At 55.0% G+C, this 13,863-nt stretch carries 13 protein-coding genes; 1 reads left to right on the forward strand and 12 read right to left on the reverse strand.

The genetic code is table 11. The annotated features are described in order from the left end of the window. Nucleotides 1–666, forward strand: a complete 666-nt coding sequence (locus ACLGLO_RS01900; protein WP_492128716.1) for an amino acid ABC transporter permease — start codon at nucleotides 1–3, stop codon at nucleotides 664–666. Here the strand turns inward: ACLGLO_RS01900 and mobA are convergent. The 12 genes from mobA to ACLGLO_RS01960 all read right to left on the reverse strand — a co-directional run bounded on the left by mobA (nucleotide 642) and on the right by ACLGLO_RS01960 (nucleotide 13,727). Then, nucleotides 642–1,508, reverse strand: a complete 867-nt coding sequence (gene mobA, locus ACLGLO_RS01905; protein ID WP_492128717.1) for a molybdenum cofactor guanylyltransferase — start codon at nucleotides 1,506–1,508, stop codon at nucleotides 642–644. The genes ACLGLO_RS01900 and mobA overlap by 25 nt on opposite strands. 44 nt (nucleotides 1,509–1,552) lie before the next feature. After that, nucleotides 1,553–2,035, reverse strand: a complete 483-nt coding sequence (locus ACLGLO_RS01910) for a (2Fe-2S)-binding protein (RefSeq protein ID WP_492128718.1) — start codon at nucleotides 2,033–2,035, stop codon at nucleotides 1,553–1,555. A gap of 1 nt (nucleotide 2,036) precedes the next feature. After that, entirely contained in the window at nucleotides 2,037–2,918 is an 882-nt protein-coding gene (locus tag ACLGLO_RS01915) for an FAD binding domain-containing protein (RefSeq protein WP_492128719.1), read from the reverse strand. An 11-nt stretch (nucleotides 2,919–2,929) separates the two neighbouring features. Then, complete coding sequence (locus ACLGLO_RS01920; protein ID WP_492128720.1) at nucleotides 2,930–5,302, reverse strand: xanthine dehydrogenase family protein molybdopterin-binding subunit; 2,373 nt, start codon at nucleotides 5,300–5,302, stop codon at nucleotides 2,930–2,932. 71 nt (nucleotides 5,303–5,373) lie between these two features. Further along, nucleotides 5,374–6,009, reverse strand: a complete 636-nt coding sequence (locus ACLGLO_RS01925; protein WP_492128721.1) for a dehydroquinate synthase/iron-containing alcohol dehydrogenase family protein — start codon at nucleotides 6,007–6,009, stop codon at nucleotides 5,374–5,376. After that, nucleotides 6,009–7,106 carry a transposase family protein gene (locus ACLGLO_RS01930; protein ID WP_492128722.1) on the reverse strand — a complete coding sequence of 366 codons (1,098 nt, stop codon included), beginning with the start codon at nucleotides 7,104–7,106 and terminating at the stop codon, nucleotides 6,009–6,011. Before ACLGLO_RS01930 ends, ACLGLO_RS01925 begins: the two co-directional genes overlap by 1 nt. 355 nt (nucleotides 7,107–7,461) lie before the next feature. Continuing rightward, a complete protein-coding gene (locus ACLGLO_RS01935) occupies nucleotides 7,462–8,004 on the reverse strand; it encodes an iron-containing alcohol dehydrogenase (protein WP_492128723.1) in 543 nt (180 codons plus the stop codon). Beyond that, nucleotides 7,997–9,634 (reverse strand): dihydropteroate synthase-like protein, encoded by a 1,638-nt coding sequence (locus tag ACLGLO_RS01940; RefSeq protein ID WP_492128724.1) that lies wholly within the window; start codon nucleotides 9,632–9,634, stop codon nucleotides 7,997–7,999. The genes ACLGLO_RS01935 and ACLGLO_RS01940 overlap by 8 nt, the downstream gene beginning before the upstream one ends. A gap of 14 nt (nucleotides 9,635–9,648) precedes the next feature. Next, on the reverse strand, nucleotides 9,649–10,344 hold the full coding sequence (pyrH, locus tag ACLGLO_RS01945) for a UMP kinase (RefSeq protein WP_492128725.1): 696 nt from the start codon (nucleotides 10,342–10,344) through the stop codon (nucleotides 9,649–9,651). A 64-nt stretch (nucleotides 10,345–10,408) separates the two neighbouring features. Then, the gene (locus ACLGLO_RS01950) at nucleotides 10,409–11,416 is read right to left on the reverse strand and encodes an NAD(+)/NADH kinase (protein WP_492128726.1); all 1,008 of its coding nucleotides are present in this window, start codon (nucleotides 11,414–11,416) and stop codon (nucleotides 10,409–10,411) included. Beyond that, on the reverse strand, nucleotides 11,413–11,646 hold the full coding sequence (locus ACLGLO_RS01955) for a biotin/lipoyl-containing protein (RefSeq protein WP_492128727.1): 234 nt from the start codon (nucleotides 11,644–11,646) through the stop codon (nucleotides 11,413–11,415). The genes ACLGLO_RS01950 and ACLGLO_RS01955 overlap by 4 nt, the downstream gene beginning before the upstream one ends. Before the next feature lie 59 nt (nucleotides 11,647–11,705). Beyond that, nucleotides 11,706–13,727 carry an alpha-ketoacid dehydrogenase subunit alpha/beta gene (locus tag ACLGLO_RS01960; protein WP_492129112.1) on the reverse strand — a complete coding sequence of 674 codons (2,022 nt, stop codon included), beginning with the start codon at nucleotides 13,725–13,727 and terminating at the stop codon, nucleotides 11,706–11,708. Nucleotides 13,728–13,863 lie beyond the last annotated feature (136 nt).

Genomic DNA, 13,863 nt, shown 5'->3' on the forward strand with positions numbered 1-13,863 from the left:
TTGCTGGGGCTCGAGATAATCGCCGGAAACTGGCAGATCCTCCTCAAGGCCCTGGGCTATTCTCTCCTGGTCTCCCTCCTCTCGTTTGCACTCGGATTCCTCCTTGCCTCCCTCTTCACTGCGGTGAGGGTCTTTTCTTCGCTGAAGCTGCCGAGGTGGCTCGTGAGGGCATATGTTGAAGCCTTCAGGGGAACCCCGATGATGGTGCAGCTCTTCTTCATATACTATGCATCGCCTTCCATAGGGCTGAACCTATCGCCTCTTCAGGCTTCCGTGCTCGCTTTCGCCCTGAACTCAGCTGCATATCAGTCCGAGTACCTCAGGGCCGGGCTCAACAGCGTCCCGAAGACCCAGTACGAGGCCGCGGAGTCACTGGGTCTCTCGAAGTGGAAGGCTGTGTTCAGCGTAGTGCTACCAGTAGGGCTCAGGGCCTCCCTCCCATCCCTGGGGAACGAGTTCGTGGCCCTCTTCAAGTACTCCAGCATAGCTTCGTTCGTGACCCTGCCGGAGCTCTTCTACGTCTCGAGGTACATAGCTGCCGGGAGCTTCAGGTATCTTGAGGTGTACATTATCCTTGCAGCAATATACGTCATCGTTGGCTTCGCGCTCTCCAAGGCCTTCAGGGCCTTCGAGAGGTTTTTCTATGTTCCCGGCCTGATGGATTGAGCGCTGCTGCCCCGAGAAAGGAAGGTTAAAGAGTCCTGGAGGGCGTGGAGGGAGAGGAGGTTTGGCCTCTCTCTCGAGAGCAGTAATGCTTCCTCAGCGAACTTGAGAGAGGCCTCGAGCATCTTCCCAGCCTTTATTTTTTCCACAGCATCCCAGTAGGGTCTCTCTTTTTCCTCGATGATCACGGGATCTTCTTTTCGCCCCTTTATTTCCAAAGCCTTCCCTTCCAAAGCTGAAATCTCGGAAGGCTCGTTGATGCTCAGAAGTTGCCTCGCATCAACTCCCCTCTCCTCGAGGAGGGAGACCGGGACGAGGGCTAGGGATCTGGAGGCCCTCGCAGCCTCATCCCCCCTCACAGGCTTCAGGCCGAGGACCTGGGAAGACTTCAGGAGGAGCTCCCTCGAGTAGAGAGAAATGAGGGGCTCGGCTGCTCCGCTGGGCCAGAGAGGGACAACTGCCTCGCAACCTCTGCCGAGCTCTAGGAGGGCCGAGGGGAGGGAGGGGGTTATGAAGGGGGAATCCCCAGAAGCGACGAAGACGAGGGGGCTCTCAGCTTCCCTGGCCCCTGCTATCATTCCGAAGATGGGGGATCTGTGCTCGAAGCCGTCGTCGATGACCTCCACGTTCCCAAACCCGCCAAGCAGCTTCTCGATCTCCCCGATCTTGTCCCCCTTCGTTGTCACGATGATTTTGGGGAAGGCTGGGGAGAGGCTCTCTACCAGCCTCAGCAGCATTGGCTTTCCCTCAATTGGAGCGAAGAGCTTCTCTCCTCCACCCTTCTCCCTGAACCTCCTTCCGAGGCCTCCTGCGAGAACGACAGCATTCACTCCTCTGAGCTCCATGGCTGCGGCATCTTCTTGATAAGTGATGTTTTTAAAAAAAAAAGTTAAGTGCGGGAAGCAACAACTTCTCTAAGGGCGTCGAGAATCTGAACGTATCCAGTGCAGCGGCACAGTATGCTGTTTGAAAGCTCAACAAGCTCCTCGTCGCTGGGCTTCTGCTTCCTCTTCATGAGCCAGTATGCGAGGAGGGCATATGCTGGGGTGCAGAAGCCGCACTGGAAGGCGTTGTGCTTGGCAAATATCTCGGTTATCTTCTTCATCTCTTCGCTTCCAGCGATACCCTCGACGGTTACAACCTCCTTGCCGTCGGCCTCAGCGCTCAGTATGAGGCAGCTCTTCACGAGGCGGCCGTCGTAGATGACGGAGCAGGTTCCGCACTCTCCGGTCAGGCAGCCCATCTTCACAGACTTCAAATTGAGCCTCTCTCTCAGGGTGTCTATGAGCCTCTCGTTGGGCTTGACGCTGAGCTCCCTAATCCTCCCGTTGACTTTGAGCCTTATCTTAACCTCTCCGTCTTGCGAGATCATTTCAATCACCTCCGAAGAGCTCCCTCAGCAGGAGCCTCGTCCCAACATCGACGAGGTGCAACCTGTACTCCCTGCTGGCCCTCACGTCGGAGATCGGGGATATCTTTCCCATGACCTCCCGCAGAACGCCCTCCGCACCACTGCTGTGGTAGGCGTCCTGAAGCCCTCTGAAGAGGAGGGGGGTTGGGGCGACTGCTCCGTAGCTCAGCGAGAGCTCGATCTCCTCTGGAGATGGTCCCTCGAAAACTGCTCCAGCTATGCCGACTATCATGAGGTCTTCGGCGCTCCTGTCGAACCTGATGTACTTAACCCTCTGCCTTCCCTGGGGCACAGGGATCCTCAAAGCTCTGACGAGCTCTCCCGGCTGAAGGGCTGTTCTCTTGACCCCTGTGAAGAAGCTGCTGATGGGGATCCTCCTCTCACCCTTCACGCTTGCAGCTTCGACCTCGGCCCCGTAGATCAGGAGGGCTAGAGGGGTGTCAGCAGCCGGAGAGGCATTGCAGATGTTCCCCCCTATGGTAGCCCTTGCTCTGATGAAGCTGTCCGCGAACCTGGAAACTGCCTGCTTCAAGAGGGGGAGCCTCGATGCTATGATGCTGCTCTCCCTTATCTCCTCGATGGTGGTTGCTGCCCCTATGACTACGCCTCTCTCGTCCTCCCTTATCCCCCTCAGCTCCTCTATCCCCTTGATGTCTACGATTACTTTACCACGAAGATCTTTGAGCCTCGCATCTATCAGGAGGTCTGTTCCCCCTGCATATATCTTTGCCCTATCGCCTAGCTCTTCCAGAATGCTCAGGGCCTCGCGGAGGTCCCTGGGCCTGACGTATCCTCCTAGCTCGGGCAGGGACGTTCTGAACAGCACTGGACTCTCTGCTCTCATTTCGGCTCACCTCAAAGCTTCTGTATGAGCTCCTTCAAGAGCTCAGGCCTCTGCTTCCTGAGCTCCTCGATCACCCTCTCGGGGCTAAGGGGAGCTCTCGTGATCCTGACCCCCGCTGCCCTGTAGAGGGCGTTGGCTATGGCAGCCGGCCAGCCTCCCAGGAACACCTCTCCAATGCCCTTTGCTCCGTAGGGGGCATCGTGGAGCAGCCTAGTTGCGAGGAACTCCACAGAAATATTCTTGGGAATGTCTCCCGCCCTCGCCACCTTGTAGTCTGTGAACCCCGGGTTCAGTATCTTCCCGTCGTCCCCGAACTTTATCTCCTCCCTGAGGGCCATGTTTATGCCCATGAGGATTCCCCCATATGCCTGGCCGAGCGCCAGCACCTTGTTGATGTACGGAGTATCCGCTACAGCAACTGCCCTCAGGACATCTATCCTCCCGCTTAGGAGGTCAACTTCTATCTCGACAGCCTGAGCGCTGTAGGTCACGAACTCGAGGGGATGCCCCCTGCCCTCCTCATCCAGTCCCGTCGTCCTCCTCGGAACCCAGCTGCCCCTACCTATCAGTTGCCCGTGCACAGCGTGCCCATCGGGGAAGGTGTAGCCCATTGCCAGCTCCTCCAGCTTCACCGACTTCCACGGCTCTCCCTTGACCACAGCCTTCCCGTCCCTGAGCTCTATGGAGGAGGCGTCGACGCGGAGTACCTGGGAGGCGAGCTGCTTTATCTGCTGCTTCAGATCATCGACAGCTTTGAGGACTGCCTGCCCTACAGCGAAAGTGGCTCTGCTCGCGCATGTCTCCCAATCGTACGGGGTGTTGGAAGTATCTCTCTGGATTCCGTAGACCCTCACCTTCTCGAGGGGTATCTGCAACTCCTCAGCGACCATCATTACCAGCGAGTTCATCGTTCCCTGGCCCAGCTCCGCCACCCCAGTGAGCAGATCGACGCTCCCGTCCTCGTTCATCTTGACCACCGCAGCCGCCGTTATGTTGGGAGGCATCGACGGCCCCTTGGGAGCCATCACCACTGCCTTGGCCCTCCTCTTCCACGGCTCCTTTGGCTGCTCCGGCTCCTTGTCCCACTCGATGAGCTCCGCCGCCCTCCTGAGGACAGCTTCGGGATCGCCCCAGTCCTCTGAGGTCGGCTGGCCGCTTGGGAGGGTCGAGATGCCGGGCTTTATCAGGTTCCTCAGCCTGAACTCAACGGGATCGATGCCTAGCTGCTCCGCGAGGATGTCCATCTGCTGCTCGAAGGCAAACCAGAGCTCCGTGTGGGTGTAGTTCCTGAAGGCTGTGGTTGTGGGTTTGTTGGTGTAGACCGTGTATGCATCTATCCAGACGTTTGGAATGTCGTAAGGCCCTGTGGCGAGCCATCCAACTGTGTTGCCGAGGAGAGCACCGAGATCAGCAGCATGGCCCGTTCCGTAGATGTATTCACCTTTGTGGAAGACGATTTTCCCATCCCTCCTCCTCGCCCCAGTCCTCAGCCTCAGTATGTACTCTCCCCTGTGGAAGCCGTAGTAGAAGCTCTCCTCCCTGTTGAGTATGAGCTTGACCGGCCTCCCATTCACCTTCTGAGATGCGAGGGCGGGGAGGTATTCAAGGAAGAGATCGCTCTTCGCTCCGAAGCCTCCGCCGACATATAAGTAGTGGACGACTATCTTGGACTCGGGGACGTGGAGGGAATGAGCTAGCTGCGTCCTAACAGCGAATGGCCCCTGAGATGAGGTCCATATCTCTATTGTGCCGTCGCTCCTCACCCTTGCGGCTGCTCCCCAGGGCTCGAGGTAGGAGTGGTGGAGCATTGGAAGCCTGTACTCTCTCTCGATGACGACGTCCGCCTCCCTCTCCCCCTCCTCCAGAGATCCCTTTCTCAGCTTGAACTTGTGCGCTATGTTCGTCTCCGGTACTGGGTAGAGGAAGGGGACGTGCTCGTACTCGTGGAGGTTCGGGTGGAGTATCGGGGAATCTGGCTTCATTGCATCCAGCGGGTCGAGAACGTGGGGGAGGGGCTCGTAGCTGACCTTCACAAGCTCAGCCGCCCTCTCCGCCGCCTCCAGGCTCTCGGCTAGCACTGCAGCAACTGGATGGCCTAGGTAGAGGGCCCTCTCCCGAGCTAGTACATCTCTGTCTCTGATGTGGTGGCCGATTTTGAAGGGGAAGTCCCTTCCAGTGAGGACAGCGACTACACCGGGAGATCTCACGGCCTCGCTGGTGTCTATGGAGAGGATCCTGGCATGCGGGTGGGGGCTGCCGACCAGCTTCATCCACAGCGCTCCTGGAATCTCGAGGTCTGCTATGTACTCCGCTTCGCCGGTTACCTTGTCTATATCCCTCCTCGGAACGGCCTTCCTTATGTAAAGAAATTTCTCCTCCTGCAAGGAAAATGCACCTGCAGTTAATAGTTGGAGCCTATGATTATAAAAATTATTTCATCAAAAAATGTTAAATTTCAGAGCAGCCTCCTGAGGATGGAGAAGACATCCTCCCTGCTCAGGGGAGGGATCTCCGGAGTTACCCTGCTCTCGAAGAGGGGCCACGCAACGCTCACTGCTTCCCTCAGCTCAGCTTCGCTGAAGCCATAATCGGAGAGCCTCAGGCTGAATCCTGCAGATTCCTGGAACTTCCTCAGAGACTCTCCAGCCCTTTCAGCGTCTTCGGCCCTCGGCTGGAGGGATGGATCCAGAAGGCTCATCACCTCCCAGGCCTCCCTCGGCTTGGCCCTGTATAGCATCTTCATGAGCTCTGGTCCTATTATTGCGAGACCAGCGCCGTGCTCGAGCTGAGGAACGACGCCGCTGAGCCCGTGCTCGAGGCCGTGGATTATGCTCGTTCCAGCCATGTCTATGGCGATCCCCGCTGCCATGCTGGCATACAGCAGCATGTACCTGGCCTCCAAGTCCCTCGGGCTGTCCACGGCCCTCCTCAGGTATTCCCTTATCTTCGCCACTGCAGCTCTGGAGAGATCCCTAACCATAACGTTCGAGGCGGGAGAGACGCTCGATTCGAGTGCGTGGTATAGAGCATCCAGGGAGGTGAAGAGCATCTGGTTCCTAGAAAGGGTCAGGAGGTACCTGAGCTGAAACATTAGATTATGGCTTTCTGATATGTTTCACGTCTTTCCATGCCTCCTAAGGCTATGAGATACGCTGATGCTGCATGCCTATCTAATCCGCATCTCTCCATAACTTTATCATGCTTCTCGGACTTTGTCGTCCCTTTTGGGTTGACGAGCAGTACTTTGAAGCCGTACTTCATAGCCATGACAATTCCATATTGTAGTAGTTCCCTCTTGGCGAATCTCGTTATCTTTCGGTTAGCTTTTTTACTCCTAGTGTATTTCCTTTTCTTTATGACCAGCAAGTTCTCGAAAATTACGGTACCAACATTGTGGTAGTAAGCATATTTAAGTAATTTCGCCAAAGCTTCAAGTCTTCTAGCTTTAGCTTTACCCCTCGGATAGCCGTGCGATGTCACCTCAGGGATCCGCTCAGTCTTTACATGTCTTATCCTGCCATACCTATCGATTATCACCATGTTAATTCTGTCACTATTCAGGTCGAAACCAGCGATAAGTTTCCCTTCAGCTTTACCTTTACCAAAATGCTTTAGATAAAACTCTGTCGGTATCGATAAAAAAAGATATATTTTCCCACTTCTAAGCGAAATTCTTGCACCATAGCTTATCCTTTTCTGCTTTGCCAGTTCTATAAGCTCTCTAATAATCGGTAAGTATTTCTCTCCAAAAAAGGCATTGAATAAAAGCCATGAACCATCATATGGATACTTGACCTTGATAGTGTCGATTGATTCAAGCCTAATGTTCCTATTCCCAAGTCTTGACGCCTCTCCTTCACTTATAATAAATAACTTCCTAACTTTGATTTGTTTTGGGTTGCCTCCATTATGTCTGCATCCATCAAATAGTGTTTTGGCTGTCTTATATGCTGAATCTCCATAGGCTTTGTTTAGCATACTCCTGAGTTCTTTGAGTATAGCGTTAGTATTCATGCCGGTTGTTATCATTCGTGTAGCGTAGAGTGTTGCTTTTTTAAAATCATATGCTAACCTAACAAGCCCTATATAGTCATCGGGCGATACGGGAACCAATCTACCAACTACAGTAACATATTTTACGAGTGTCGATGCATCAACTATGTCGCTATTTGTCTGATATTGTGACACGCACTATCGCCTCTCTTCGATGAAGATGCCCCATCTTCTCGCTGAGCTCCTTTGGGATATAGATGCAGAGAAGACCATGGCTAGTCTTAGAAATTTTGGCATGAAACACGTACTCCTCAGGCATAACACTTACCTACAAACTAAATTACTACAGAAAAATTTATAAATATATCTGTAAATAATATCTAGTAGAATAGGGATGAACTCGATGATCTGAGTGAGGGGGACTAGGAATGAACCGCTCTTCGCTGATGGGAGCACGGCTCCCGCAGGTGGGGAGACGGGGAATAAAGAGCCGTGATGAACCTAACCGTGTCAGATGCATGGTACTACAGTTTGATATATGAAGGCACGGTTAGGATGAACGGTTGTCGACCGAAACGTTGGGGTATGCAACGGATGTGCCGAGCTTTTCCTTAGTCCTGGTTATCGTAGCTACCGCATACCTGTCTATCTCTGTGCCAGTTCCGTGGGTCAGGTTGAATGCAACGAGGTAGAGGTGCTTCGAGGCCCTGTGGTTGCCCTTCAGGTAGTCCTCAGGCCTCCTGTTCTCAGCATAGGAGGCAGAGGCTAGCTTGGCTGAGTCTATTACGCTCCCCCCTCCAATGGCTATTATGAAGTCCGCTTTGTAATCCCTCAGCTCCCCGACAATTTCTTCGACGATCTCCACCGTTGGGTTGGAGTGGACACGATCGTAGATCCTCATCTCGATGCCGAGTTCGCCCAGGATCTTCTCTATGTCTGAGAGGGCGCCGCTCTCCCTCGCCGATCTCTTCCCGGTCACTGCGAGGGCCCTCTTCATTCCCCTGATGTGGTCTCTGATCCTCTCGGTGGAGTTTGGCCCGAAGTAGAGGATTGTTTCACCATAAGCGAGTCTGAAGTCCTTCAGCTCAGTCAACTCTTATCATCCTCCTGAGCTCTTCATACAGCTTCACGATATTATTTTTCTTGTCAATTAGCTTTTTGCATTGATCCTCGTCCTGAATGTAGCTCTTCTCCAGGAGGAGGGAGGCTTCGGCTCTGGAGAGCTCATATCCCAGGTAGGCGGCGTGCCCCTGAGAGATGCCGTCTACCTTCCTCAAGATCCTCTTGTACAGGGACCTGGCCGAGGTACCCCTGAAGCACATGACTTTACCCCCAGCATGGGCACAGGCGATGATCGATCTCCTTTCCTGGTCAACCCCGATCGTGAAGTATACTTCCCTTTGGATTTCCGGGGACGGCTCCTCATCAACATCCTCAACGGAGGACCCTTCCGGAAGAGCGAAGCTCGTGGGAGGATGCTTTTCCTTCAGAAACAGCAGATCTATCCCCGCATTGTGGGGGGGCGCCCTGGCCTTGAGAGAGTATGAGGTGAGCAGAGAAGCCCCCCTGGCCTCGAGGGTCGATCTCCTGGCCTTCCAGGACTCCTCGGAGGTGAGCATGATGCTCACCCCAATCTCGCCGAGCAGCTGGACAAGGAGAGCCAGGAGTCCGTGGGAATCAGCATCGAAGAGCTCCATGACGTTGGAAAGGCCGGCGAAGAGCGGGATCTCTGGGAGGAGCTGGGAGGAGAGCTTAAACGCAGAGACCGATTCGGCGAACCCGAGGCCGGGAGGGCTGAGTATGGGATCCCCGATGAGCTTGGTGAACCCTTTATCCCTCGCGAGAGAGATCGACCTCTGGAGCATGGATGCGGCTTCCTCTCCGCTCCTCGGGACAAGGCCTTCAGCAGGATCTCCTGGTATGACGACGAATGCTTTATTCCTCGCCTCCCTCAGGGCATCGATGCTCCTTAGACTGAGGGAGAGAAGGAGCTCTGCCCCCATCGATGCCCCTTCCAGAAGGATCTTGGGATCCGCGGAGTCGACCCCCAGGACAGCTTTGTTCAGCCCTCTCTCCACAGCAGCTATCCTCCTCCTGCTTTCCTCAACGCCTTCACCCCACGGTATGCCCGCGATGACTATGTCTGCTCCGCTCCTCTCGAGGCGCTCTGCGTGCTCCTCCAGCTCCTCCGGCGGAAGGGTAACCGGGGTTTCCGCTGCAATCAGTATGGGAGGAGGTCTCGAGGGTATCTTCAGGCCTCCAATCTCGAAGGCCTCATCGAAGTCTCTGTATGCTTCAGTTAGGGTTGACCTGAGGAGCTCCTCCTCCCTCAGCTTCAGGAGCTCATCAGCCGGCTCCGTTGGGGAGAGCTCCCCCTTCTCGAGGAGGAGCTTCACAACCCTCGGGAGGGATGAGGGCTGGGAGCCTGCCTTGTATACGGGGATCCCCAGGACTTCCTGTACTCTCCTCGCATCCCCCTCCAGGTTCCCAGGGATCAGGACCATATCGCACTCCCTGAGCCTGGAGATCAAATCCTGCCTCCTCATGATGATGTTCTTCACGACATCTGCGCTCGCGAAGGAGATGACGGCGATGTCCAGCGGGAATATCCTGAACTCAACCGGCTCGCTCCTCTCTATTTTCTGCGCTATTTCCTCTATGATGGGGTGAGCCCTCCTGCTGGTTATGATGCCGATCCTCAGCTTTCCCCCTCTTCCATCCATTGCGTAGACCTCTCTCAGATGGGGAGTATCGTCGATCCTATATCCTCTCCCTTCAGAGCCTTCATCACGTTCTGAGGAATCTCTCCGTTAACTACATGCACGACTATCTTGCTCCTCTCTATTATGGTGAGGCTGGGCGGATCGAGCAGCTCGTACTTCCCCGCGAGGGCGCTCTGCTTCTCGAGGATCTCCCTCATCTGCAGCGTCGTGATCTTCTTCAGCAGCTTCGCGCTCCTGTCCAGGTTGGGATCCCTGTCGTAGACTCCATCCACCTTAGTAGCGTTGATTATCCTCTTCGCTCCGACCAGCTCTGCCACGACCGCTGAGACGGCATTGGTGGATTGGCCCGGCTGGAGACCTCCCGCCACCATTATGCGCTCCAGTGGATCCTGCTTGGCGTTCAGTATCTCATCGATGTTCCTCGGGGGATATGGGAGGGCGAGGTCCGAGAGGGAGGTGATGAGGAGGTGGGCGTTCAGCCTCGTTACATCTATGCCCAGAAGGTCGAGCATGGACTCGCTGGCCCCGAGGCTCCTGGCGCTCTCTATGTAGAGCCTCGCTATCCTGCCACCCCCCACAACGACCATCGGCCTGTACCCGCTCTCCCATATCTCCCTCAGCAGCTCAGCATAGCTCTTCACCATCTCAGGCCTGTCGGGCTGAATGAAGCTCCCGCTGATCTTTATGACTACAGGTGCTCTCCTCTGCATGAAAGCTTTCCCCGCGCTTCAAGAAAGAGTATTCCAAAACACATTAAAATAAACATTGATGCTTTCAGAGGAAGGAGAGCTTCCTGGAGGAGACCGCGCTCAGAATGGAGGGGACGTCCACCAAAAAGGGACCATCTTCTGAGACGAGGACGCTCGCCCTGTCTTCCTCCGATGCGTGGAAGAGCCTCTCTCCATCCGCCTCAACGAACTGACCTCTCTCCAGCTCAACCCTGGAGCCTGCGGGGATGAGCTCGTAGCTCTCGATGCCTACCTCTTTTACAACTCCTGGAAATACGACGGCCCTCACCTTCCTGGAGCTCCCGAACTTTATCCTGAGCGCCGACTTCGATGAAAAGCCTAGCCTCTCTATCATACCGGCGACGGAAGATATCCCTATGCCGCCCGGCTCAGCTATGCTCACAACCGCATCTCTCACCCTCGAGACGTCTATCATTGCTGCGCCCTTGAAGGGGTAGTCGGTCATCGCAACTTCAACGAGCCCTATACCCTCCTCCCTTCCATTGATCTCAACGACGAGCTTCTTCAGCCTCACGAGAGCCGTTTCCTCATCGACCAGCCCCCTCAGGAAGTACCCTGCAGCTAGCCCTGCAGCCGTCCCCTCTGTGAAGTAGGGGATGGTGTTGTTGGTTCCCGTAGATATGGGGAGGATAGGAATGCTTCCCGACTCCTCTGCTATGAGCCTGACCGTCCCGTCCCCTCCGAAGGAGACAACGAGGGGGGAGCCCAGCCGCTTCAGCTCTCTCACAGCCTCCTTCGTGTCCTCCGCTCTTCCCTCAGCCTCCATACTGAGCGGGAATATGCTTATTCCGCTGGAAGACAGAGAATCAATGAGAGCCCTGTATATTCCGAGGTAGTCGGGCATAACAGCGAAGCTCTTTATCCCCATCCCAGCCATTCCGCCTATCACGCTTCTTGCCAGCCTGACCTTCATGTTGTTGTCCATGAAAGCTGCCGTCGAGGTCAGCCTCCTGAGATCGGTTCCCGCGACGGGATTTATTATGAGGCCGACGGGATCATCAGGGTGAAAATCTCCTCCCTTCTCCCTGCTCACTCTATCTCCACCAGCGGATCTCCAGGCTTCACTTCGGTCTCCTTCTGCGCTATTATCCTCTTTATTTTGCCGTCGACGGGAGACTCGACCTCAACCCTTATCTTGGAGACCATTATGAGGCAGATTATCTCCCCCTTCTTTACGGGCTCTCCCTCCCTCTTGTACCACTCCGCCACCACACCGCTCCCGTACTTGGAAACTTCCCACTTGCTTGGAACCTGAACTATCATTTTAACCACTCCATATTTGTTTTTTCAGAAAACAAGTTCAAAAAAACGATGTATGGATTTCACTTTCCGAGGTTTTTCTTCACCGCAGCAACTATCTTGTCGACAGATGGAAGGACGAACTGCTCGAGGGGCCTGCTGTACGGTATCGGAACGTCTGGAACAGCTATCCTGCTGTAAGACTTTAGGTAGGGGAGAGCTTCCTCCGCGGCAACTGCCGCTATTTCTCCTGTAGCTCCGTAGCTCATGTAATCTTCATCAACGACTACAAGGTGGCCCGTCTCCTTCACGCTGTCAACAATAGTCTTCCTGTCGAGAGGCTTCAGAGTCCTCAAATCGATCACTTCGGCTTCGATTCCCTCGGATGCAAGCTTCTCTGCTGCCTCCACAGCCCTGTGAACTGTGAGCGCTGCTCCTACTATGGTGACGTGCCTCCCCCTCCTGACGACCTTGGCCTTGCCTATCGGAACCTGGTAGGGCTCTTCGGGAACAACCGAGACGGCGGACTGCGGGTACGGCATCCAGGGAAGGCCCATGAGGCCCTTGTGGAACATGTACATGATTGGGTTCTCATCCCTTATGGCGCTGATCATGAGCCCCTTCGCATCGAAGGAGTTGGATGGAACGAGGACCTTTATGCCGGGAACGTGGGCAAATATGGAGTAGAGGACCTGGGAGTGCTGAGCAGCATCGTTGTAGCCTCCGCCTATTGCCGTCTGCATCACCACGGGAACCTTGACGCTGCCCCCGCTCATGTAGTGGTTCTTGGCTATGTGGTTGTACATCTGGTCGAAGGCAACGCCGAAGAAGTCTACGAACATGAGCTCTACTATCGGCCTGAGGCCGCTCATGGCAGCCCCCAGCGCTGCTCCGAAGAATCCAGCCTCGGAAATTGGGGTGTCTATGACCCTCTCGGGCCCGAATTTGCTGTAAAGGCCGTAGGTGGCCCCGAAGATCCCTCCGTATATCCCCACATCCTCGCCCATCACGATGATCCTGGGATCCCTCTCCATTTCCTGGGCAATTGCCTCGCTTATCGCCAAGTACATCGGGAGCCTCCTCGTCCCTTTGCTCTCTGGCTCAGGAGGCACCGGAGATGGGCTGAAGACGTCCTCGAGGGCCTCCTCCGGCCTGGGATAGGGGCTCTCGACCGCGAACTTTATAGCATCGTCGACCTCCCTCTTGGCTTCCTCCTCGAGCTTCCTGCTCTGCTCTTCTGTCATCCACCCCCTCCTTATGAGCTCGCTCTTTGTCCTGAGGATAGGGTCGTTTGCTCTGAGCTTCTCAACTTCATCCTTTGGCCTGTAGACTTCGGGGTCGCCCTCGAAGTGGCCGTAGAGCCTGTAGGTCTCGATTTCTATGAGAGTTGGCCCCTTCCCCGCCCTGGCCCTCTCGACCGCTTCCTTGGATGCCTCGAACATGGCGAAGAGGTCGTTGTCCGGTATGAATACTCCGGGTATCCCGTAGGCAACAGCCCTGTCAGCATTCCTGGAGACGGCTGTTGACTTGGACTTCGCAACGCTTATAGCCCACTTGTTATCCTCTATGACGAATATGACAGGGAGGTTCCAGAGGGCCGCTAGGTTGAGGGCCTCATGGAAGGTTCCCTGATTAGCCGCTCCATCTCCTCCATACGCTACTGCTACGTTGTCCTTCCCGAGCTTCTTGAATGCGAGTCCTGCTCCGACAGCCTGCGGAAAAGATGCTCCAACTATCCCGCTGCACCCGAAGGCGGCGTTCACATCGAAGAGGTGCATGTGCCCTCCCTTCCCCTTTCCGAGACCAGTGGCTTTGCCAAAGATTTCGGCAGCCATCCTCTTGAGGTCAACTCCCTTAGCTATTGCTATGTGGTGCGGCCTGTGGGTCGCAGCTATGAAGTCCTCTTTTTTGAGGTGGACGGCCATGCCGACCGCAGCCGGCTCCTGACCAGTTGCGAGGTGCATTTCTCCCGGGATCGGGCCGGCAGCTATGTTGAAGATGGGCTGCTTCCCCTCGTAGTAGTACTTCCTTATCGTGTCCTCGAAGTATCTGATCTTGACCATGTCTTTGTACATCTTAAGCGCGACATCTTTATTCAATTCCACCAAATTTCCCACCTTAATAATATTGCAGCGTGCATCTATAAAAAGATATTACCTATACTGACGGACGCGGCAGGAGGAGGAGAACTGGAAAGATCTGCTGGTTTCTTCTTATGACAAGAACCCGTTATTAATGTTT

It is taken from the genome of Fervidicoccus sp. SLHALR4, assembly GCF_058692745.1.

Bases quoted from the DNA above. Each gene is read 5' to 3' on its own strand.
- mobA (WP_492128717.1), bottom strand. From the start codon at position 1,508: ATGGAGCTCAGAGGAGTGAATGCTGTCGTTCTCGCAGGAGGCCTCGGA.
- ACLGLO_RS01910 (WP_492128718.1), bottom strand. From the start codon at position 2,035: ATGATCTCGCAAGACGGAGAGGTTAAGATAAGGCTCAAAGTCAACGGG.
- ACLGLO_RS01915 (WP_492128719.1), bottom strand. From the start codon at position 2,918: ATGAGAGCAGAGAGTCCAGTGCTGTTCAGAACGTCCCTGCCCGAGCTA.
- ACLGLO_RS01925 (WP_492128721.1), bottom strand. From the start codon at position 6,009: ATGTTTCAGCTCAGGTACCTCCTGACCCTTTCTAGGAACCAGATGCTC.
- ACLGLO_RS01940 (WP_492128724.1), bottom strand. From the start codon at position 9,634: ATGGATGGAAGAGGGGGAAAGCTGAGGATCGGCATCATAACCAGCAGG.
- pyrH (WP_492128725.1), bottom strand. From the start codon at position 10,344: ATGCAGAGGAGAGCACCTGTAGTCATAAAGATCAGCGGGAGCTTCATT.
- ACLGLO_RS01955 (WP_492128727.1), bottom strand. From the start codon at position 11,646: ATGATAGTTCAGGTTCCAAGCAAGTGGGAAGTTTCCAAGTACGGGAGC.